This window comes from Romboutsia timonensis (genome assembly GCF_900106845.1).
In the GTDB taxonomy this organism is placed as follows: Bacteria; Bacillota; Clostridia; order Peptostreptococcales; family Peptostreptococcaceae; genus Romboutsia; species Romboutsia timonensis.
Genome location: NZ_LT629850.1, coordinates 2015933 through 2039065 on the forward strand (window position 1 = coordinate 2015933; position 23133 = coordinate 2039065).

The 23133-nt window shown below is 25.7% G+C and carries 26 protein-coding genes and 1 other annotated feature; of the genes, 7 read left to right on the forward strand and 19 right to left on the reverse strand.

Going from position 1 to position 23133, the window contains the following annotated elements; translation table 11 throughout:
- Positions 1–3 precede the first annotated feature (3 nt).
- Positions 4–219, forward strand: a complete 216-nt coding sequence (locus BN7997_RS12155; protein WP_071121025.1) for a heavy-metal-associated domain-containing protein — start codon at positions 4–6, stop codon at positions 217–219.
- Between the two features lie 286 nt (positions 220–505).
- Here the strand turns inward: BN7997_RS12155 and BN7997_RS12160 are convergent, their stop codons facing one another.
- From BN7997_RS12160 to BN7997_RS12185, 6 genes are all read right to left on the reverse strand, one after another.
- Positions 506–778 (reverse strand): hypothetical protein, encoded by a 273-nt coding sequence (locus BN7997_RS12160; protein WP_071121026.1) that lies wholly within the window; start codon positions 776–778, stop codon positions 506–508.
- 147 nt (positions 779–925) lie between these two features.
- Complete coding sequence (locus BN7997_RS12165) at positions 926–2062, reverse strand: MFS transporter (protein ID WP_071121027.1); 1137 nt, start codon at positions 2060–2062, stop codon at positions 926–928.
- Between the two features lie 293 nt (positions 2063–2355).
- Positions 2356–3162, reverse strand: a complete 807-nt coding sequence (locus BN7997_RS12170) for a MetQ/NlpA family ABC transporter substrate-binding protein (protein ID WP_071121028.1) — start codon at positions 3160–3162, stop codon at positions 2356–2358.
- Positions 3163–3189: 27 nt separating this feature from the next.
- Positions 3190–4005, reverse strand: a complete 816-nt coding sequence (locus BN7997_RS12175) for a MetQ/NlpA family ABC transporter substrate-binding protein (protein WP_071121029.1) — start codon at positions 4003–4005, stop codon at positions 3190–3192.
- Between the two features lie 59 nt (positions 4006–4064).
- Positions 4065–4724 carry a methionine ABC transporter permease gene (locus tag BN7997_RS12180; RefSeq protein WP_071121030.1) on the reverse strand — a complete coding sequence of 220 codons (660 nt, stop codon included), beginning with the start codon at positions 4722–4724 and terminating at the stop codon, positions 4065–4067.
- A gap of 14 nt (positions 4725–4738) precedes the next feature.
- Positions 4739–5740, reverse strand: coding sequence for a methionine ABC transporter ATP-binding protein (locus BN7997_RS12185; RefSeq protein ID WP_071121031.1), 1002 nt, complete (start codon positions 5738–5740; stop codon positions 4739–4741).
- Between the two features lie 102 nt (positions 5741–5842).
- Positions 5843–6100: a binding site (T-box leader), on the reverse strand.
- Between the two features lie 436 nt (positions 6101–6536).
- Here BN7997_RS12185 and BN7997_RS12190 point away from each other — a divergent pair.
- Positions 6537–7475 (forward strand): AEC family transporter, encoded by a 939-nt coding sequence (locus BN7997_RS12190; protein ID WP_071121032.1) that lies wholly within the window; start codon positions 6537–6539, stop codon positions 7473–7475.
- 388 nt (positions 7476–7863) lie between these two features.
- Here BN7997_RS12190 and BN7997_RS15655 read toward each other — a convergent pair whose 3' ends face one another.
- The 5 genes from BN7997_RS15655 to BN7997_RS12215 all read right to left on the reverse strand — a co-directional run bounded on the left by BN7997_RS15655 (position 7864) and on the right by BN7997_RS12215 (position 11017).
- Positions 7864–8010: a hypothetical protein gene (locus BN7997_RS15655; protein WP_154665257.1), complete on the reverse strand. Its 147-nt coding sequence runs from the start codon at positions 8008–8010 to the stop codon at positions 7864–7866.
- Positions 8011–8133: 123 nt separating this feature from the next.
- Complete coding sequence (locus BN7997_RS12200) at positions 8134–8373, reverse strand: hypothetical protein (RefSeq protein ID WP_071121034.1); 240 nt, start codon at positions 8371–8373, stop codon at positions 8134–8136.
- 268 nt (positions 8374–8641) lie between these two features.
- Positions 8642–9925, reverse strand: a complete 1284-nt coding sequence (locus tag BN7997_RS12205; protein ID WP_071121035.1) for a DUF4179 domain-containing protein — start codon at positions 9923–9925, stop codon at positions 8642–8644.
- Complete coding sequence (locus tag BN7997_RS12210) at positions 9909–10427, reverse strand: RNA polymerase sigma factor (protein WP_071121036.1); 519 nt, start codon at positions 10425–10427, stop codon at positions 9909–9911. Before BN7997_RS12210 ends, BN7997_RS12205 begins: the two co-directional genes overlap by 17 nt.
- A 215-nt stretch (positions 10428–10642) precedes the next feature.
- A complete protein-coding gene (locus tag BN7997_RS12215) occupies positions 10643–11017 on the reverse strand; it encodes a hypothetical protein (protein ID WP_071121037.1) in 375 nt (124 codons plus the stop codon).
- A gap of 316 nt (positions 11018–11333) precedes the next feature.
- Here BN7997_RS12215 and BN7997_RS12220 point away from each other — a divergent pair, with 316 nt between their 5' ends.
- Complete coding sequence (locus tag BN7997_RS12220; protein ID WP_071121038.1) at positions 11334–12662, forward strand: FAD-dependent oxidoreductase; 1329 nt, start codon at positions 11334–11336, stop codon at positions 12660–12662.
- A 163-nt stretch (positions 12663–12825) separates the two neighbouring features.
- On the opposite strand, the gene BN7997_RS12225 is transcribed toward BN7997_RS12220, so the two are convergent.
- Genes BN7997_RS12225 through BN7997_RS16095 form a run of 3 tightly spaced genes read right to left on the reverse strand, consistent with a single transcriptional unit; the run spans position 12826 to position 14531 of the window.
- A complete protein-coding gene (locus BN7997_RS12225) occupies positions 12826–13641 on the reverse strand; it encodes an ABC transporter permease subunit (RefSeq protein ID WP_071121039.1) in 816 nt (271 codons plus the stop codon).
- Complete coding sequence (locus BN7997_RS16090; RefSeq protein ID WP_242873419.1) at positions 13641–13949, reverse strand: ATP-binding cassette domain-containing protein; 309 nt, start codon at positions 13947–13949, stop codon at positions 13641–13643. Before BN7997_RS16090 ends, BN7997_RS12225 begins: the two co-directional genes overlap by 1 nt.
- Before the next feature lie 45 nt (positions 13950–13994).
- Positions 13995–14531: an ABC transporter ATP-binding protein gene (locus tag BN7997_RS16095; protein WP_242873420.1), complete on the reverse strand. Its 537-nt coding sequence runs from the start codon at positions 14529–14531 to the stop codon at positions 13995–13997.
- Between the two features lie 192 nt (positions 14532–14723).
- Here BN7997_RS16095 and BN7997_RS12235 point away from each other — a divergent pair, with 192 nt between their 5' ends.
- The 3 genes from BN7997_RS12235 to cax all read left to right on the forward strand — a co-directional run bounded on the left by BN7997_RS12235 (position 14724) and on the right by cax (position 17036).
- Positions 14724–15152 carry a DUF2871 domain-containing protein gene (locus BN7997_RS12235; RefSeq protein WP_071121040.1) on the forward strand — a complete coding sequence of 143 codons (429 nt, stop codon included), beginning with the start codon at positions 14724–14726 and terminating at the stop codon, positions 15150–15152.
- A 144-nt stretch (positions 15153–15296) separates the two neighbouring features.
- Positions 15297–15782: a thiol peroxidase gene (gene tpx / locus BN7997_RS12240; RefSeq protein WP_071121041.1), complete on the forward strand. Its 486-nt coding sequence runs from the start codon at positions 15297–15299 to the stop codon at positions 15780–15782.
- 210 nt (positions 15783–15992) lie between these two features.
- Positions 15993–17036 carry a calcium/proton exchanger gene (gene cax, locus BN7997_RS12245; protein ID WP_071121042.1) on the forward strand — a complete coding sequence of 348 codons (1044 nt, stop codon included), beginning with the start codon at positions 15993–15995 and terminating at the stop codon, positions 17034–17036.
- Positions 17037–17116: 80 nt separating this feature from the next.
- Here the strand turns inward: cax and BN7997_RS12250 are convergent, their stop codons facing one another.
- The 5 genes from BN7997_RS12250 to BN7997_RS12270 all read right to left on the reverse strand — a co-directional run bounded on the left by BN7997_RS12250 (position 17117) and on the right by BN7997_RS12270 (position 21442).
- The gene (locus BN7997_RS12250) at positions 17117–18010 is read right to left on the reverse strand and encodes an FAD-dependent oxidoreductase (RefSeq protein ID WP_071121043.1); all 894 of its coding nucleotides are present in this window, start codon (positions 18008–18010) and stop codon (positions 17117–17119) included.
- Positions 18011–18012: 2 nt separating this feature from the next.
- Positions 18013–19434: an NAD(P)/FAD-dependent oxidoreductase gene (locus BN7997_RS12255; protein ID WP_071121044.1), complete on the reverse strand. Its 1422-nt coding sequence runs from the start codon at positions 19432–19434 to the stop codon at positions 18013–18015.
- A 323-nt stretch (positions 19435–19757) separates the two neighbouring features.
- Positions 19758–19952: a hypothetical protein gene (locus BN7997_RS12260; protein ID WP_071121045.1), complete on the reverse strand. Its 195-nt coding sequence runs from the start codon at positions 19950–19952 to the stop codon at positions 19758–19760.
- 83 nt (positions 19953–20035) lie between these two features.
- On the reverse strand, positions 20036–20275 hold the full coding sequence (locus BN7997_RS12265) for a hypothetical protein (protein WP_071121046.1): 240 nt from the start codon (positions 20273–20275) through the stop codon (positions 20036–20038).
- A 120-nt stretch (positions 20276–20395) separates the two neighbouring features.
- Positions 20396–21442 (reverse strand): hypothetical protein, encoded by a 1047-nt coding sequence (locus BN7997_RS12270; protein ID WP_071121047.1) that lies wholly within the window; start codon positions 21440–21442, stop codon positions 20396–20398.
- Between the two features lie 256 nt (positions 21443–21698).
- On the opposite strand from BN7997_RS12270, the gene BN7997_RS15305 reads away from it, so the two are divergent.
- A protein-coding gene (locus BN7997_RS15305; protein WP_408638337.1) for an IS3 family transposase occupies positions 21699–23029 on the forward strand; the annotation gives its coding sequence in 2 pieces (ribosomal slippage) (positions 21699–22086 and positions 22086–23029; 1332 coding nt in all).
- Positions 23030–23133 lie beyond the last annotated feature (104 nt).

Consider the following 23133-nt stretch of genomic DNA (forward strand, 5'->3'; position numbering starts at 1 on the left):
CATATGACTAGAAAAAGAATAGGAATAGAAGGTATGAGCTGCGGGCATTGTGTAAATCATGTTAAAGAAGCTCTAACTGAAGATATTCAAGGAGTTAAAATAATAGATGTAAGCCTAGAAAACAAGTGTGCTACAGTTGAAGTTGATGATAATGTATCTGATGAACAAATAAAAGCTGTAATATCAGATTTGGGATATAATGTTACATCAATAAAATAAAGATAACATAAAATTTTTATTAATTACATTTATAAATAAAAAATTCGCTTCGCTCATGTCGCCAACGACTTCGTCCGTTGCTCAAAATCTTTTTTACGCTCAAAACCAGTTGACTGATATTACTTACATTCAGAAGTTATCCACATTTTTTTAAATATTATAATATCCTTAAGCGTAAAAAAGGAATATAGCATATTTAATAATGCTATATTCCTTTTTGTACTTAGTATCAAAATAAATTTTTGTATAAGCTCTTTATAAAAATAAATCTTAAAATAAATACAAGCTACATATGATCTATCATAAACCTTATGATTTCAATCACTTCATATTCAATTAAGCTAAACATTTTATATACAACATGACTTTTCGGAATATTTTCAAATTGTTCATCTATATAAGTTTTAATTATAATATCTTCCTCTAAATCATAAACTAAGTTTAATGTTGGAGTATCAAAATCCTTTATATCTACAGTAAATATAAAACTTCTATTAGCATCATTATCTATACATTCTTCTATATATTCTATTTTAAATTTCACATTTTCAAATAACATAATATATCCTCCTAAAACTTATTATTGGTAGATTTGTCCAAGGAAATTACTATTTATGTTTATAATTATTTTAGTATAATTTTATATATTTTAAATTCATTATATATTTTTTTTATAAAATTTCTAAAATAATCTATAAATGTTTTATTATATTGTCTTATCCTTTGTTTTTCTATCATAAAGTATGGCGCATAAAACCCCTAGAATCGCCACTGCCATCATAATAAGAATAGCTCTATCAATTTTTAAATACTCTATTAAAAAACCAACTACAAAAGAACCAATAATAACGCCTAAGCTATTAAACATAGCAAATCCCATAAGCTGAGAAGTTGTTTTTAAATTTTCAGGACATACCCTATCTATCATAGTTCTTCCTACCATAAGAATAATTGGATATGTAAATATTTGAAGTAATCCACTTAAATATATAGCATAAATATTATGTATAAAATAAAGTACTGACATTTGTATAAATATTGCTATAGGAGATAATATAAGCAATTTATCTGGACTTAGTTTATGCATTATCTTACCACAAAGTATTAGCATTGCTATTTCACTTACGGAACATATAAAATTGTATATACCTAAGTCTGATGTATTTCCTCCAATTCTTGTTATTCCATAAGGAACTAATTGTAAATATCCTCTAAATCCTATACATATAATTAAAAGTGTAACTACTATAAATATGTAATCTTTATTTGTTAATAAAGGTTTAAAACTTATACTTCCTTCACAACTTTTAACTACATCCTTTAATCTAAATGCACAAAATATTCCAACTAAAAGCGATCCTACATATATAAAGGTTACATATTTATATCCTAAATTTGAAATAACAAAACCTACAATTAAAACTCCAAATGCCCATCCTACAGAACCAAAAGCTCTTAATTGTCCAAATCTTGATTTTATATCATTGCTACTTTCCATAATCCAACTATCACAAAGAGGTCCTAACATAGAATTAAACAATCCCATTAAAAAAAATCCTATGTAAAATACTATACCTTTATTAAATAAAATTGCTATAGCTCCAGTTATAGTCGTTATTATAAGTGATGGAAATAATACTTTTTTTATAGTTTTAAGCTTATCACAAAAATATCCAATGGAAAAAAGTCCCACTAGACCACTTAATGTAAATAAGCTAATTAAACTTCCTGTTTGTATAGGATCAAATCCTTTATACTGTAAAAATGGAATTAACATACCAGCTATAGTAGATGTTCCGAAAAATACAAAAAAGTAAATGATTCTAAATAATAGTGCTCGCATCCTCATCCTCCCTAACAAATTATTTAATATTAGTATCTACATTTAATTTTTTTATATTATTTAAAATTTATTTTTCCTAACCAACATATCGTTAAAACACTTCAAATTTATAGATTACTATTATAATTTGTCCAAAATACTTATAAAATATAAAATACTTATATCAAAAAAGACTGGATATAATTTTAAAATTATATCCAGTCTTTTTTAACTTATATAAATTAACTTCATTATTTAATCTATATCACACACAACTTCAATTATTATATATTTTTAGATAGGTATACTCTAACTTAAAATATAGGAATTATAGTTCCTTTATACTCATTATTTATAAAATCTCTTGCTTCATCAGATGTTAATGCCTTCTTTAAAACCTGTATCTTTTCACTTTCTTCATCACCTTTTCTACTCGCTATTATATTAGCATAAGTATTATCAGTTGGTGCAATTAATATTCCTTGTTCATTTGCATTAATTCCTGCTGCTACAGCAAAGTTTGTATTTATAAATGCTGCCTCCACATCTTTTAATATACTTGGCAGTAGTGATGCTTCATCTTCTACAAACTTTAAGTTTTTAGGATTTTCTATTATATCATTCGATGTTACTAATTCACCTTCTTTTATTTTAATTAACCCTGCACTTTCTAGCAATCTTAAGGACCTTGACTCATTGCTTGGATCATTAGTAAGAGCTATTGTATCACCATCTTGTAAGTCTTCTAATGAATCTCTTTTATCTGAATATAAAGTTATAGGACATACATAAAGTGGCTCTACTGCAACTAAATCATATCCTTTTTCTTCATTTGTTTTTTCTAAGAAAGGTTTATGTTGAAATAAATTAGCATCTAATTCTCCATCATTTAATGCTGTATTTGGCAATACATAATCATTAAATACCTTTACTTCTAATTCATATCCTTCAACCTCAATAAGAGGCTTAACAGCTTTTAAAAGCTCTTCACCTGGAACTAAGTTACATCCAACGACTATTTTTTTATCATTTTTGCTTGACTCGTTGCTTGAAGAACATCCAACCGATGATACTATTAATACTCCTGATAATACTAACCCTATTAATTTTTTTAATTTCATTTTTTTATCTCTCCCCTTTATGAATTCTTAAAATGCTGGTACTATACTTCCACTATATTTTTCATTTATAAATTCTTTAACTTCTTCACTATTTAAAACTTCTGTTAAAGCTTTTATTGCTTTACTATCTTTATCTGCAGTTCTACAAGCTAATATATTTGCGTATGGTGACTCTTTTGATTCTATAATTATTGCATCTTTAGTTGGATTTAAACCAGCTTCTAATGCATAGTTAGTATTTATTACTGCTGCATCTACATCCACTAAAACTACAGGTAATTGAGCTGCATCCAGTTCTTGTACTTTTATATTTTTAGGATTTTCTGCTATATCCTTAGCTCCAGGAGACTCAACATCTTTAAGCTTTATAACTCCATTATCCTCTAATAATTTTAATGCTCTTGCTGCATTACTAGCATCGTTAGGTATAGCTATTGTACTATTTTCCTTTAATTCATCTAATGATTTTATAGATTTTGAATATAATCCCATTGGCTCTATATGAACCTTTGCAGTATATGTTAAATCATACCCTTGACCATCTATTGTATCTTCTAAGTATGGAACATGTTGGAAGAAGTTAGCATCTATTGAACCCTCATCTAATGCTGTATTTAATAAAGTATAATCATCAAATACCTTTATATCTAATTCATAACCTTTTTCTTGAAGTATAGGTTTTACCTCTTCTAATATTTCTGCATGTGGTACAGCCGAAGCTCCTATAACAATTTTGTTATTTCCTTTTTCATCAATATTTTCTGGTTGTGTTTTACTACATCCTATTGCTGATATTGTTAATACTCCTGATAATGCTAATCCTAATAATTTTTTTAATTTCATTTTATTTTCTCCCTTAATTTTTATATAGTTTAATATGAATATCCTTTACAAAGTAAATTTTATTTAAGCTTTTTATAAGCTAAATTCCCTATACATTGAATTAATTGAACTATTACTATTAATATGAGTACAGTATACAACATTACTGATGTATCAAACTTCTGATAACCATATGTAAGTGCTACTGCCCCTAATCCTCCTGCGCCTACAGCACCTGCCATTGCAGTATAACCTAGTATTGATATTGTAGATAATGTTATTCCTGATACTATTGATGGCATTGCTTCTTTTATCATTACTTTAAATATTATTTGAAAATCAGATGCCCCAAATGATTTTGCAGCTTCTATTAGACCTTTATCAACTTCTTTTAATGCACTTTCTATTACTCTAGCTATAAATGGTGCTGCTCCTATTGTAAGTGGTACAAGTGCTGCATTTACTCCTATAGCCTTACCTACTATAAATCTTGTAAGTGGTATTATTGCCACCATTAATATGATAAACGGAAAACTTCGAACAGTATTTATAATCCCCCCTAATACATCATTTAATTTTTTATTTGGTCTAAGTCCATTTGAGTCAGTTATTACTAAAGTTATTGCAATTATAAATCCTATAATTGTAGCAAATATTGTTGCTACAGCTGTCATGTATAAAGTTTGGAAAAATGCCTCTATTAAAATATCTTTTGCAAATTCTAAAAAATTAGTTTTCATTTAAATCCCCCCTTTTATGCTCTTTCTAATTCTTTATTATTAATTTTATTTTCTTTATTTTGTAATACTTCCCATTTTACATCAGTTAAATTTAAATAATTTATCACTTGTTCTTTTTTATCTTGTGGAATATTTATAATAAGCGATCCTAATACATCATCTCTAAATTTTTCAAGTTTTCCCCATACTATTGAAAAATCTATATCCAAACTTCTAGCCATAGAAGTTATTATATAGCCATTTGAAAACTCTTTAGGGAAGAATAGCTTTATATTAACTCCACTATTTGGTACTACTTCTTCCTCACCTAATAGTTCTTTTAAACACTCTGAATGATTTAAGAATAAATCTTCTGTATCTCCACACTCTAGTACTTTACCATCTTTTAATATTGCTACCTTATTACAAACTTCTTTTACAACTTCCATTTGATGTGTAACTATTATTATAGTTATTCCAAGCTTTTTATTTATGTCTCTAAGTAAAGATAGTATTGATTTTGTAGTATTTGGATCTAGTGCTGATGTAGCTTCATCGCAAAGCAGTATATTGGGATTTAATGCAAGTGCCCTTGCTATAGCAACTCTTTGCTTTTGACCCCCACTTAGGTGTTTGGGCTTATTTTTTGCTTTAGCTTCCAATCCAACAAGCCTTAATAGTTCATCTACTTTTTTATTTATTTCTTCTTTGGAATATCCCCAACATTCTAATGGTAGTGCTATATTTTCATATACAGTTAGTCTCTCTAATAATGAAAAATGTTGAAATATCATACCTAAATCTTTTCTAAATTCTCTTAATTCCTTTGATGTTAAATCTTTTATTTCTTTATTATTTACAGTTATACTTCCATCATCATAGCTTTCTAATCCATTTATACATCTTAGTAATGTTGATTTTCCAGCTCCACTGTGCCCTACTAAACCAAAAATCTCACCTTTATTTATTTCCACATTAATGTTTTTTAGCACCTGTGTATTTCCAAAGTATTTATTTACCCCTTTTATTCTTATCATCTTTTCCCCCTCCAATTTTAAAATTTATTTTACTTAAAATTAATTTGGTTAAAAATATACTTTATTAGATATCAAAAAAACTCCCGAACCTAAGAACTAAGTCTTAGGAACGAGAGTTAAAACTTCGTGTTACCATCCTAATTTATTTGTACCTCACGATACAAACCTCATCAAGTACACCAAAATATTTCGGTTATACTCTATCACTGTAACGGGTGAACCCGTTGTAGCCTAAATCAAAAAGATCTCGGTACACCGCTCCAAGGCCATTTTCCCTTTAATATCCTTCGCTCCCTCTCACCAAATAGGAACTCTCTGTAAAAGTATTCTTAAAGGTACTCTCATTTTCTTAGCGTTTGTTGTTATTTTTTATTTGCTACTTATATTTTAAATAATAATTACTTTAGTTTTATTTGTCAATAAATTTTCTGAAATTTTATAATATTCATTTTATTCCTAAAATTACAATTTAAATATTATTTATAGCATATTATCTATTTCAATTTTTTTGTTTATTCAAAGAAAGCATTTGAGCATTTAACTATTTTACTTACATTATTTAATCTATAATTTATAAGATCCTTACTAATACATTTATTCTTATAATCTAACATTATCAATAAACTAAGTTCTTTCAATAATATTAGATTATTGTTTAAAATATACATAAACTTGTATTGTATTAATAGTATTAAAATCTAATAAACACTAAAAAAACATCCTTATATTTGATTTTTAAAATTATCAAATCTATAATTGTATATGTTAACAATTACTGCAATCGGGGGAAATTATTATGGAGAATCTTATATTATCACTTAATGTTGTCTTACCATTATTTATTACAATGTCATTAGGTTATTTTCTTAAATCTCTTAATATGTTTGATAATAATACATTAGATACGATGAACAACATTACATTTAAATCATTTTTACCTATGTTATTATTTTACAACATATATAAAACTGATTTACAAGGCGTATTCAATTTAAAGTTAATGATATTTTCAGCAACTTGTGTAATAGCTTTATATTTAATATTATATCTAATAGTTCCATTAATAGAAAAAGATAATAAAAAGCGAGGGGCTCTACTTCAAGGGCTATTTAGAAGTAACTTTGTAATATTCGGTATTCCTATAACAGAGTCCTTATTTGGAAGTGAAAAAGTTGGTGTTGCTGCTCTTTTAATTGCAGTTATTGTCCCACTGTTCAATATTTTATCAGTGATTGCACTCGAAACTTTCAGAGGTGGTAAACCTGATTTTAGAAAGATATCTATAGGAATAATAAAAAATCCACTTATAATTGCATCTTGCTTAGGTATACTTACTTTACTTCTTAAAATTAAAATTCCTACAGCAATAGAAAAAACAATAAGTGATGTTTCAAAAATAGCTACTCCACTTTCACTTATACTACTTGGAGCATCTTTTAAATTTGACAATATAAAAAAATACCTAAAACAAACAACTATAGCTGTTGTCGGAAAAACTATATTGACACCATGTATCATACTTCCTATATGTATTATGTTTGGATATAGAGGTGTTGAACTTTCTACACTTATGATTATATTTGCTGCACCAACTGCAATTTCATCTTTTACTATGGCTCAACAAATGGATTCAGATAGTGATCTTGCAGGCCAGATAGTTGTATTTACGTCTGCTTTTTGTGTGGTTACGGTATTTATGTGGATATTTATATTAAAACAATCCCATTTGATTTAATACAAATATAATATTAATCTTAATTTTAAAATCACTAATTTAAATTATTAAATAAAAAAACTATAGAATGGATAATTATCATTCTATAGCTTTTCATTAATTGGCATTATTGATATTATTATTACTATTGAACTTATTATATGAATAATTATGTAAACGTAATTTATATTTTGAATATTTATTATTAAAAAAAAAGTTTCAACGATTAAGTAATAATATCCAATTATTTTATTTGATTTTACATTTGTTTCATACTTGTCATTATTATATTTTTTTCTATAAAACTTTTCAAATATATCCATACCGTAATATAATAAAATATAAATTGATAATATTAAGTGAATAATAAATTGCATTTTATTACTATATAAAAAATCTATCATAATAATTAATTACCTATTATATAATAAAAATTCCTTTTTGCCCAAGTTGCTCCCTCATAGGAATGAGGTGGATATGGATTTGATACTGTTATTGAATTACTATATATACGTAGATTTTTTACAGTTCCTGCTATTTCAGCTAATGTTTTCACTGGAACTATTAAATCTATAACATCAATGACTTGTGCTTTTCCTAATACAACTTGACCTACTTTGTAAACAACACATGTAGTTAATATTATTGGTGACGCTTTTCCAATTACCGTTTTTGCTACCTAATATACAGTAGACCCTCTTTCATCAGAATTCTCGGAATTTAATCTAGATAAGTATTCTTCAGCCTCATCTAAATTATTAGTTACACCTAATAATTCTCCTTCTCCATTGTAAATTTCATATTGTTCTTCCATACTACTTTTACTATTTGTTTGTAATTCATTAGCATAAACTAATGTACTAGTGCTAGATGTAAAAGTAAATAAAAACATACTTAAAATTGCTATAAACTTTTTCATAGCTAGTTTATCCCCCTTTATTTAAAAATAACTTTCAAGTAAAGTATGTAACATAATACATTAAACTGTCAACATAATACATTAACTTTTAACCTAATGGAATAACTAATTAACTCACTAGTTATTCCATTAGGTTAAATCTCCATTAATAATTTAATGCTGTTTGTGTTAATGTAAATTCTTTAATATTTATATTATCTTGTTTTTTTAACTTTTATTGTTTTTGTCTTTTATTTGTATCTTTCCTTATTATTGCAATTAAATTTAACTATTCTTTTGTAAAATCTATGTCTATAGGAATTTTATATTTGATTATAGGCTCAACAATTAATTTATAGTTATCTTTTTCCTTAATATTAAATACAAACTCATGAGTATTATTCTCACTATACCCTTCTTCAGCACAATAGCTTCCATCTAAATTCACATCTCCAAAGTAACTAAAATTACTGTCATTAACTTCGATTTCAATATTTAATCCTTTATCATTACGCTCAAATTTATTTATAGTTATATCAGTACCTAAGCAATTTATCTTTTTAGGATAAGTATCATCTAATCTAATATTAACCTCTGCCTTATGTCCTATTAAGAATCCATCGGCTTTTAATGAGAATTTTTTGCTATCATCATAATATATAGATGGTACTATAGTCTGTCTTAAGTTATCCTTATCACCTGTAGCTGATAATATCATATTATCCTTATATATTTGTCCTTTTTCTGATACTATCTTAAAATTATATAAACCAAAGCTATCACCTATACCATCTATACCCCCACCACTTCTTAAATACATCATCGTAGGTGATATTTTTAAATCTTTTATATCTACCTTTAATTTACCATCAGTTACAGTTTTATTTAAGTTTATAGTTTTGCTATCATATATTTCTTTTGGAATATTAAATAAAACTTTTTTCTCTCCAATAATTTCTTCTTTGTAAATTTCTCCATATTGGCCCTCTGTCAATCTTAATTTAATCTCTATCTTATCTTTTTTCTCATTATATAACTTTGTAATACCATCACCTATTATCTGAATATTTGTATTAAATCTATTATCATTTAAACCATGATCAACAGTTATACTTCCTAGTTCATATCCATCTACTACGTTTATAAAATATGTATTCATATAATTTCCCTGTTTATCTTTTTCAACTTCCGCATTTTTTATAGTAGTATCAAAGCTTAGTCTTAAACTATCAATATATATATTACTTATTTCAATATCATATCCACTTATATTTATAGTTTGATTTTCTATGCCTTTATACCCATTTTGTACTGCATTTTCAATCCCTAAATCTCCAAATATATATTCAAATACATTATTTGCAAAAATTCTAAAAGATGGAATAAATCCATATGATAATATACAAATAAGTACTGATGATACTAAGTATTTGCTTACTGACTTATATTTTTTATTAGGCTTAATAGAATTTAACTTTTCATTTAATTTTTCATCTAAATTATCAGGTACTTTTATATCAGCGCCTTGAAAATCTTCTAATAATTTATCTATATCTTTATCCTCTATTTTCACTATCACTAAGCTCCTTTCTCATATTTTTTAAAGCAGTATACATTTTTCCTTTAACCGTTCCTATTGATAAATCTAGAATTTGTGCTATTTCTTCAAGCTTATATCCCATATAATATTTCATCTTTATCATTTCTCTTGTTTGTGGATCTATACTTTGAAGCGACTTTTCTAAATCAATTTTATTTTCTCTATTAATTTCTTTATCTTCTTTTAAATCTTTTACATCTTCTAAATATATTACTTTACTATTTTTAGATATTATATTTTTAGCTTCATTTATAACTATCTTTAAAAACCAACTTTTAAAGTATTTTACTTCTTTTAAATTTTTGATATTTTTGAGTCCTTTTTCAACAGCCTGTAAATATGCATCTATACTATCTTGTTCATTTTTAAGTATTGTATATGCTAATTTATACCCATCACTTTTAAGTTCATTAACTAGTATACTGTAGGCATTAAAATTTCCTTTTACAGCTTTTTTTATTAATTTTTCGTCCATAACTTACCTCCTTTCATATATTAGACAGTTTAAGTTTATAAAAAGTTATAATATTTTTTAAAAATTTTAATAAAATTCCTATTTTCTAATTTAAAACTAACAATATTGTTAATAATAAAAAAACTACCGTCTATAGAAAATAGAATAGTAGTTTCTAATAAAATGCTTTTTCATAAAATCTATCTTTTATTTAATTTTAATTAAAAATTTTAGTATTAAATACTTTCTTTATTTATTATATCTAATAAAGTATTTACACTCTTCCTTAGTTCTTCTAAATACTTACTTTTACATTCATATTGCTCATACGCTAATATTGATATCTGAGATGCATTATATAATATCGAAGAATTTACATACTCTTCAAATCTATCTATTTTTATATCTATATTATTTTCCTCTGTATATTTAATTATCTTTTTTGTATAGTATTCTATTTCTTTAAAATGATTCATGTGAATCCTTTTAAAGGGAAGTTTAATAAAATATCCAATTATACCGGCATCAGTATATCCATCAAAATCCATAGCATTTATACACTTTTTTATATGTTTTAATATCATCTTACAATCTCTATTTATATCTTCCATAATTATCCTCCTGAATATAAATTAAATTATAAATAATTTAAAATCTTTTCTTTTTAGTATCATCATTATATATAATTTTCCAATATATGGTTAATTATATCACATAGATTTTTTTATAACTAGTTTAAATACCATAACCTATTATTACTTAAAATCATTGTAAATTCTAAGTATATTAATCATATATTTTTACCAAACTAATATAGTTAATAAAATTTGATATTTTTTTTGGATAAATTTATAACTTTTTGTTTTAAAATTATCAATCTAGGTATAAATATAATATAAATAATAAAACTCGTAGGAGGTATAATAAATGAAAGTTGTAGTTGTTGGATGTACACATGCAGGTACTGCTGCAGTTGTTAATATAAAAGAAAATTATCCTGATAGTGAAGTTGTTATTTACGAAAAAAATAATAATGTATCATTTTTATCATGTGGTATAGCATTAAATGTAGGTAAAGTTATAGACACAACTGAAAAGTTATTTTATAGTTCACCTGAAGCTTTAAACTCTTTAGGTGCTCAAACTAAAATGCAACATGAGGTTTTAGATATAGATTTTAAAAATAAAAAATTATCAGTAAAAAATTTATTAACTAATGAAGTATTTGAAGATAATTATGATAAATTAGTTTTAACTTTAGGTTCTTGGCCTATCGTTCCTAAATTTGAAGGTGGTACTTTAGATAACATAGTTTTGTGCAAAAACTATAACCATGCTTTAAATATAATAGAAAAAAGTAAAGACGCTAAGAATGTTGTTGTAATAGGTGCAGGATACATAGGGGTAGAACTTGCTGAAGCCTTTGAAATGCAAGGTAAAAACACTACACTTATAGATGCTGAAAATAGAATTATGGCTAAATATCTAGATAAAGAATTTACAGATATAGCAGAAACTGAATTTAAAAATAAAGGCGTTAATATAGTCCTAGGACAAAAGGTTCAAAAATTTGAAGGAACTGATACTGTAAAAAAAGTTATTACAGACAAAGGTGAATATAATGCTGATTTAGTAGTTTTATGTATAGGATTTGCTCCTAATACAAAACTTGTTCAGGGAAAATTAGAAACTCTACCTAATGGAGCAATAATAATAGATGAATATATGAGAACTAGTGAAGAAGATGTGTTTGCTGCTGGAGATTGCTGTGTAGTTAAATACAATCCTGCAAAAGACACTAGATATATACCTCTTGCTACTAATGCAGTTAGAATGGGGACTTTAGTTGGTAAAAACTTAATAAAACCAACACTTAAATATATGGGGACTCAAGGTACTTCTGGAATAAAAATATACAATAAGTGTATAGCTTCTACTGGACTTACTGAAGAAGTGGCTAAAAATACAACAAATTATAATGTAGGTAGTGTAACAATAGATGAAAACTATAGACCAGAATTTATGCCTACATTTGAAGAAGCTAAAGTTAAGTTAGTATTTGATAAAGACTCTAGAAAAATACTAGGTGGTCAAATAATATCTAATATAGATTTAACTCAATATATGAATACTTTATCTGTAGTTATACAAAATGAAATGACAATTGAAGAGTTAGCTATGACTGATTTCTTCTTCCAACCACACTTTAATAAACCTTGGAGTTTATTAAATGCTGTTGCTTTAAAAGCACTATAGATACTATTTTATATAAATTCCTTTATATCTTAAAATGACCTGTTTAAAATTATTTAAACAGGTCATTTTTTATACAAAGTTTACTCTCTAAACCACAAGTTATACTTATCATATTCATAATACAATAATAAAAAATTAGTCCAATTTATAATAAAGTTTTTTACTATATATTCATATCTTTTTTACTATAAATAAAATAGCTACTTATTATCGAAATAATTATTACATAAATTCCAATTATAATAAATTTAACTTCAAACCCATCTTTTAAAATTTCACTAGGAGCATAGTAATCAAAAGGTGAAAAATACTTTAACCAATTAAAGCTATCCTTAAGTTTTCCTATTATTCCTAAAAAATAAGAAACAAAAAATATTCCTATTGATATAGGAATTGCTCCTTTATCAGATTTTACAATTGAAGATATTAAAGTTCCTAATGATATAAATATAAGTCCAAGTAATAATATACCTATAAATACTACTTTTATATTCATAATTAAATTCATAACTTCAACCTCTTCAGGCTTTACCATATAACATACTCCCATAGTAATTGTACCAATTATTAAGATATAAACATAAAATATAGCAACTATAGCACATAACTTTGATGTAACTATTTTTAATCTATTTATAGGCTTTGAATATAAAAACTCTATCGTACCCTGACTTTCCTCTCTTATAAGAGAATTAACACCTAATATAGCACCATAAACAGCACTTGCCATAGCAATATATTGAATAGCATAACCTAAGTAATTAAATATATCTGTAAAGTCCATACTAGAATCTATATTAAAAGCCTTTAGTATTTCAACAGGCATACCTCCCATTTTATCATTTATAATTTGTTGCATTCCCATATCTTCCATTGTGGGAAATAGACTCATAAATAAAGTAATTAATGCCCCACAAACTAGTGACCATATTATGCAAGACTTTAATAACCTTTTAAATTCAAACTTAAATATATTCATTAAACTTCCTCCTTATTATTTTCATAATAATTTAAAAATGCATCTTCAAGATTTTCTTTTTCTATTAGTAATTCATCTATCTTGTAGTTCGCAAGCTCTTTTACAAGAGAGTCTATATTTTTTGAACATATAAAAGTATATAATTTTCCATTTTTATCTAAGATTTTATCAATTAAATTTAAAACTATATCATCGGTTATGTCACTACTACTTAAAGTTACCTTTAATTTAAGTTCTGTTTTAGATTTCTCTATTTCTATTATATCTACAATCTTCCCTTCCTTTATTACACAAACTCTATCACACAAATTTTGAACCTCTACCAAGTTATGAGATGATAGGAAAACAGTATTTCATTTTTCCTTTTCTTCTATCAATATATTAAGTAATTTCTTTTGCATTAAAGGATCTAATCCATTAGTCAGCTCATCTAATATTAAAAGTTTCGGATTGTTTATTAAACTTTGAGCTATAGCTACTTTCTTTTTATTTCCTAAACTTAATTCACCCATTTTTTTATTCATATCTAATTCCAATTCATTACATATTCTATCTACATATTCCTTATTTGATTTAGGGTAAAAACTTTGAGCATATTTTATAATATCCTTTACTTTAACATCATCATAATATCTTACTTCACTAGGAACGTAACCTATATACTCTTTTATCTTCTCACTTTCTTTTACACTATCCATCCCAAATATTAATGCTTCTCCACTAGTTGAGTATATAAAATTTAAAAGAGTTTTTATAGTTGTTGATTTACCTGCTCCATTAGGACCTATAAATCCATATATCTCTCCTTCTTTGACAGATATATTAATATCTTGTATTCCTCTATTTTTACCATAAACTTTAGTTAAGTTTTTTATTTCTATTGCATTCACTCAATCTCCCCCAATACGTTTTAATATATTATAATTACTAAATTTATCTAATATTATTTATAACATAAGTATATGTACTCTAATATATAAATTCAATTGATTAATTTTAATTTCAAGTATTCATTTATACTTAGTGTTTAAATAGTTAAATATAAGGTATAAGCTATTATATATCTATTTGGAGGGGATACAATGCAAAAATATTTTAAAATTTCATCATTTTATTTATTATTTGGACTAGTTATGGGAATCTTTTCAAGAGAGTTTACAAAGCTTAATAACTTTTCTGGATATACTGTGCTTAAATCAGTTCATACTCATACTTTAGTTCTAGGATTTTTATTTTTTATAATAGTTTTACTACTAGAAAAAAACTTTACTATTTCTAATAATAAAAGTTTTAATAAATGGATAGTGCTGTATAATTTAGGACTATTGTACTTAATAATAACATTATCAATCAGAGGTATTTTACAAGTTATAGGTTCTGACTTTGTGGGTCTTAGCCATATTGCAGGGCTTGGACATGCTATATTAGGAGTATCTTTAGTATGGTTTTTGGCAATAGTTAATAAAGAGCTAAAAGTATACGATTCAAATATACTGTCTAAAAATAAATAGAGTTTAAATTATAAAAACATATTATTAAAAAAGTTTTATATAGTTATAAATGTAAATTTTGCTATAACTTAAATTTAAGTATAAATATATTAATAAGAAATCAAAATAATCATGAATTTAAATTTATATTAGGAGGGCAATACAATGAAAGTAACATTTCAAGGAAATCCATTAACATTAGAAGGAACTCAAGTGAAAGTTGGCGATACTGCACCTGACTTTACAGTTGTAGATAATGATTTAAATCCATTTAAATTAAGTGATACTAAAGGTAAAAGAGTATTTTTAACAGTGCCATCATTAGACACACCAGTATGTGATACAGAGGTAAGACGTTTTAACCAAGAAGCAGCAAAATTAGGTGATGTAACTATATATACAATATCTATGGACTTACCATTTGCACAAGGTAGATGGTGTGGAGGAGCAGAAATTGACAAAGTAAAAACAGTTTCTGATTACAAAGATAGAGAATTTGGTAAAAATTATGGTGTTTACATAAACGAGCTAGGACTTTTATCTAGAGCTGTATTTGTTGTTGATGAGAACAACAAAATAGTTTATGTAGAATACTTAAATGAAATAACTGAAGAACCAGATTATGACAAAGCATTAGATGCTTTAAAATAATATAATTATCAAAAATATACTTACTTGTAATAAAAAAAGTGTATAATATGCTCTTAGATTATATACAAATAGCCATTTTTATTTTGAATAAAATGGCTATTTGTATTTTTATATAATGATTTTATTTATCTATATTTAAGTAATTAATATAATTTCCTTATATTAAGGGCAACATAACTATAGCAACTTTATAAGGAGGTTTATTTAATAATGAAGATATTAAAATATATGCTTATATTCATACCTATAAGCTTTATAGCTAAGTTTTTAAATGCTTCTGATAGTATTATGTTTATACTATCCTGTTTATCAATAATACCACTAGCTGGCCTTATGGGTGAAGGTACTGAAGAAATTTCTTTTTATTCTGGACCTAAAATCGGTGGATTTTTAAATGGTACATTTGGAAATGCAACAGAACTTATAATATCATTTTTTGCTCTTAAAGAAGGTTTATTTGATGTTGTAAAATCGTCTATTGCAGGTGCTGTTATAGGAAATATATTACTTGTTGTAGGTGCAAGTATGTTAGCTGGAGGACTTAAGTATAAAACTCAAAAGTTTAATCAAAAAGTATCTGAAGTTTCTTCAAGCATGCTATTATTTGCAGTATTAGGATTATGTATCCCTGCCTTATTTACTCATACGGTAGATCCTAAACTTCTTAATACTAGATATGAAGGATTAAGTATTTTTGTGGCTGTAGTAATGATTGTTATATATGCACTTAGTTTATTTTTCTCATTTAGTACTCATAAACATATCTACAATAATAATGATGAACATGAAGGAAATGCTAAATGGTCATTAAAAAAAGCTATATCCATATTAGTTATTTCTACTATTTTAATAGCTATAGAAAGTGAATTTTTAGTAAATGGTATAGAGCCAATAACTGAAAGCTTAGGATGGAGTCAATTTTTTGTAGGAATAATATTAATTCCTATAATAGGTAATGCTGCAGAACATAGTACTGCAGTTATTATGGCTAGAAAAGATAAAATGGATGTTGCTCTTGAAATAGCTGTAGGTTCTAGTTTACAAATAATTTTATTTGTTGCACCAGTTTTAATATTCATAAGTTTATTTTTCACACCTATGAGTATAGTATTTAATCCATTTGAGTTAATTGCACTTATTGCATCTGTACTTATAGCTAATAGGGTTTCTCATGATGGAGAATCTAACTGGCTTGAAGGTGTTCAATTACTTGCAGTTTATTTAATTATAGCCGCATCATTTTTCATATTATAATAAAAAAACTACATAAAGTAAGTTTTTAACACTTATTTTATGTAGCTTTTTATTGGGTATTTTTAACATAAACAACTTATTTAATTATTAAGTCCTTTTATTAATTTACTGCATTCCTCTTCTATATCTTCTATAAATTTATGAATATATATTCCATTTCCACAAGCGTATATATTTTCTCTTGAAGTCATAAATTTATCATCGACTTCTGGTCCTGTTGTTGTAGGATTTAACTTTATATTACTTCTCATAGATACTAATCCATCAGAAATCATAGGTCTAGCAAACATTAAAGTATCACACTCTACAACCTTTTCTTTTCCATCCTTTTCTAAAGTAACACTAGTTATTCTACCAGCTCCTTGAATAGAGACTATTTTATAATCTTTGTATATCTTATCTGTAAGTCCATAAGTCTCAATATCATTATTTTCAGATATTATACCAACAACATTTATATTTTTATCTTTAAGTTGCTCTTGTATCATATATAAAGTTTCATAGCCATCTATAAGGATGTTTTTACCAGGTATCATATTACATATGCTAAATATTTTTTTAGCCATTCCTACAGTTAATATTCCAGAACATCTATCTCCAACCATACTTATAGCCTTTCTTGAACCTTCTTTTGCACCATTAGCTAAAATTATTTTTTTTCCTTTTATCTTTTCTATACCGAATTCCGAACTTGTGCAAAGTACCTCATTATTTTCTTCTATTTTTAAAACCATAGTATTTAATTTTAAATCAACACTACACTTATCAAAACGTTCCATTAATGTCTTTTTATACTCTTGTCCATTTATAGCATTTTCTCTACTTATATTATAATTTCCTAAATTTAAAGCTCCACCTAAAACAGGATCTTTTTCTATTAATAATATATTATCTATATCTTTTTTATTAGCTTCTATTGCACATAGTATACCTGCCGCTCCACCGCCAACTATAATTAAATTGTACTCTTTCATAATTAGTCCTCCTTAAATCCAACAACTGTAGATGATTTAGAATTTTTATTAACCTCGCTTATATCTATATTTAAAGTTTTACTTAAAATCATACTTATTGGTATCATACATCCTGTTCCTTGACATCCACCCATCATTGCACGAGTTCTTCTTTTTATACCATCTAATGTTGTTGCACCTAAAGGTCTTTTTATAGAATCTATAATTTCACCTTCTGTAACAAATTCACATTTACATACCATTTTTCCGTATGATGGATTTTCTTTTATAAGTTTATTTTTTTCTTCTATATTTAAATCAGCCATTCTTATCATTTTTTCTCTAGTTGATTTAAAATTCTCTTTTTTAGTTAATTGTATTTTATCACTTATTAAATCTATAACATAAGTTGCTATAGCAGGTGCTGCAGTAAGACCTGGTGAGTCTATTCCTATTACATTTATAAAGTTAGGATTATCCTTAGCTTCTTCTATTATAAAGTCTTCACTTTCAACTTTAGGTCTTAACCCACTAAATGTATTTAATACTCTATTAAATGGTAATTCCTTTATTGTTTTCTTACTCTTTTCCATTATTTCATCTATACCAGTTCTTGAAGTAGATATACCATTATCTGCTTTTGCATTTGGACCAAGTAATAAGTTACCATCAACCGTTGGAGTTACTAAAACTCCTTTACTTAATTTAGATGGTACTTGGAATAGTATTTTTTTACACATACCTCCTGCAACTTTATCAAATAAACAATATTCACCTTTTACTGGATTTATTTCATATTTAAATTCACTTATTAAATTATTTAAATATGCTCCACCTAGTCCACTTGCATTTATAACCATCTTAGCTTTTAAGTTTTCTCCATTATTTAAACTTAAATTATATCCATTATCTTCTCTTTTTATATCTGTAACAGCTAGTCCTAATTTAAATTCAACTCCATTTTCAACAGCATTTTCTCCTAATGCTAAAGTCATTTCATATGGACTTACTATACCTGAAGTTTTAACATGTAATGCACCAACTACATCTTGATTTATATTACTTTCTAAATCTAACACTTCTTCTTTATTTAAAAGTTCTAATCCTTCAACTCCTAAGTTTTCTCCGTTAGATTTTAATAATTTTAATCTCTCTAATTCTTCTTCATTAAATGCTAATACTAATGCCCCATTTCTTTTAAAAGGAAATTGTAATTCGTTGGCTAGTTCATCCATCATTTTATTTCCTTGTAAATTTAATTTAGCTTTTAAAGTTCCTTTTTTTTCATTATATCCACCGTGGATTATACCACTATTTGCTTTTGATATTCCTTCTGATACATCTTCATTTTTATCTATAACTAATACATCTAATTTATATTTTGATAGTTCTCTTGCTATAGCACAACCAACTACTCCCGCACCTATTACTATAATGTCTTTCATATAATTTCCTCCTTTGTAATGGGCTTATATATGTAAAATTTTAACTAATATATTTTTATATTATATAATGAATTAATTTATAAGTAAAATTTATAATTTTTATAATTATCATTAATTTTTCTTATAATACTATATTTATTTTTATTTATATTTTAAAATTATTTCAATATATATATACTTAATTTTTATAATTTTTTTAGCTTTATAAAAAGTAATTATATCTTTTTCGACATTATTAATTTATTTTCACAAAAAAAGTTGCCTCAAATAATTATTATTTTGAGACAACTTATAATTTAATTATAATTAAATTATATATTATTTTAACAATCAATCCAAGTATGACTTCCATTATATATAAACTCACTATGTTTACACTCTGGACATACATATACTTTAAAAATTAAATGCTCTTCAACATCAAATAAAGATTTTAGTATACCTCTATTATTATCTTGTGAATCAAATCTATACTCCTTTAAAAACTTAAGCTCTGTATTGCATCTTAAACATTCCATAACAAATCCCCCATTACATTGCACAATTTTTATTAATATTAATTATAACAATATTTAACTATTATATAAATAACTTTATATCCCTATTTAATTTCCATCTCCCAAGGTCCATATAGTACAAACTCACCATCACTAAATTTAATTTTCATATTTCGTTTATTAATATTTTTAGGTGTTACATCAATTATATCTAAAATAGCATCTTCATTTTTCTGTGTAAATGTCATACTACAACCATTAGATGAGTTTCCAAATACTCCTTCTTGAATTTCTACATTCAGAGTTCTTCTTTTAATCACTTTGTTGTTTTTATTAAAATCCAAATAAATTCTTATATTTTCATCATATCTCTTTATTTTTTTTATTTTAAAAGAATTATTTTCATTATTAAATCCATAATCTCTATTATTCTCTATAACTACTTCTTTATTAAGATTAATAGTTTAACCATTCTTAGGTATTGGTAGCTTTATTACTTTACTACTTTGAACTACACCATATGGAGCTAATGTTATTTTAGGTATTATTATCTTATATGGTTTTTCCATATTAGAAGTATCAAAAGTAAAATTATTACTTCTATCTCCATGTTGTACTATCTTACCTTCAACTTCTTTTCCTTTTTTATCTCTAAGAATCACTTCATAATCATAAGTATTAGTTTTTTCATTGTAATTATATGGGTTTCCATAATCCATTACTTGTAAGTCTTTCTCTTCTATTGAACTTATGAAGTTAACATCTAATAAGTTACCTTCTTCTTTTACTACTGAAACTATTTCTACATTATTTTTAGTATCTGAAGGACCTAAATCCTTATAGCTAGAAACTGCATCAGACTTTATTAATGAAAAGTTAAGTTTAAAATTGGTTTTATCATCAAGATCTAAACTAACTTCTATATTTTCATTACTATAATTAAGGTTATAATTACTACTAATTTCATATTTCCATTCATTTCCCGAACTGCCTATTCCATAAAAGGTTGTATCTATGTTTTCATTACCTATTTTTATAGTTGTATAATCCTTTTTAGGAATTTGACCAATACCTGATATCTTCATATTAACAGTTTTATCCTTAGTATCTAATACAAAACTTTCTAAAGTTATTGTATTATTATTCTTATTTTTTGTTATAGGATTTTCTAGTTTGTACACTACTGAATCACTTTTTATAACTTGCCCAGTTGTATCTACATAGTTGTATACTTTATCAACTATAGCTTTAACTACAAGTGGAAATACTGTTAAAATACATACAATAAATGCTATAATAGTAAGCTTTTTGGGCCTTAAATATTTATCATTTTTGTTATTACTTATAGATTTTTTTACTTTTAATTTTATTCTATTTTTAAATTCTTCATCTAATTTAAAATTATTTTCTAATTCTTTATTGAATATTTCATCTTCACTTATATTAATATTATTTTCTAATTCATTCTTTATAAGTTCATCAATAACTTCATAAACATCTTTATCTTCCACTCTATACACCTCCATCTATAATCTTTTTAAGAGCTAATCTACATCTATAAAGTCTATTTTCTACTGAACTTAAGGTGGTATTGTACTTTTTAGCTATTTCTTTAGACTCCATATTAATAAAGTACTTTAAATAAAAGTATGTTTTATCTGGTTCTAAAATGTACCCTATAGAGTAGACAACTAATAAAAAGGTCTACTCTATAGGGTATTTTTGTATATAATTAAATAAATAATAATTAGATCGGAGAAAATTTTAATGAGTAAAAAATTATTTACAGAACAGGAAATAATAATATTAAAACAAAACAAATACATTAAGAAAGTAAGTTCGAAAGGTATTACCTATACCGATGAATTTAAAAAAATATTTATAAATGAAAGTATCAATGGTAAACTTCCTAGAATAATATTTGAAGAGTGTGGCTTCAATATCGATATTATAGGCATGCAAAGGATTAAATCTTCTGCTAGCAGATGGCGTACGGCCTTTAAAAATGGCGGAGCTATAAAACTTACAGATACTCGCAAATACAATACTGGAAGACCTATTGAGAAAGATCTTTCAATAGAAGAAAAATACAAAAAACTAGAAGCTAAAATGAAGTTACTTCAAGCTGAAAATGAATTACTAAAAAAGTTAGATATGATAGAAAGGAGAGTGTTAAAGAAGAAGTAAGTTTATTTTCTTGTGAAAAATATGAGATTATTAAGTCTACAATAAAAAAATATAAACTTAAAAATATGATAAGTTATTTATGTAAAGTTGCAGGTGTATCACGTTCTGGGTATTATAAATACTTCTCATCAGAAAGCAAGGATTTAAGAAAATCAAGAGAAGATAAAGATATTTTATCAAAAGAAAATGTATTAAAAGCTTTTAACTTTAAAGGACGTAAAAAAGGTGCAAGACAAATAAAAATGGTTTTAAAAGATAGATTTAATATAATATATAATTTAAAGCGTATTAGGAGAATAATGAAAAAATATGGAATAGTTTGCCCGTATAGAAAAGCGAATCCTTACAGACGTATGATGAAAGCAAGTAAAGAGCATACTATTGTTTCTAATTTCATAAACAGAGAATTTAAGCAAGATATACCATATAAAGTGCTATTAACAGATATTACATATTTAAGTTATAAAAATGGAAAAAAAGCATACTTGTCTACAATAAAAGACTCCTCTACAAATGAAATATTAGCTCATTATGTCTCAGATAACCTACGGTTAGATATTGTTTTAAATACACTAGAAAAACTTAAGTCAAATGTGAATTTAAAACTCCATAGCGAAGCTATTTTACACTCAGATCAAGGTGTTCATTACACGAGTCCTAAATTTCAAAAGCAAGTACAGCAATTAGGTTTAAAACAATCTATGTCAAGGAGAGGCAATTGCTGGGACAATGCTCCACAAGAATCATTCTTTGGGCATTTTAAAGATGAAGTTATTCTTAGCAAATGTAGTACATTAGAAGAAGTGATAAAAGAAATAGATGATTATATGGATTACTATAATAATTATAGATATCAATGGAATTTAAGCAAGATGACTCCTGTTCAGTACAGAAATCATCTTGTTTCTTAGAAATACCTTTTTTTAAATTGTCCTTGACAAAGGGTACACTTTATTCTTTAAGGTTATTTATAAAGTTTGCTATATCTTTTAACTTTTCTTTTTTAATAACTTCT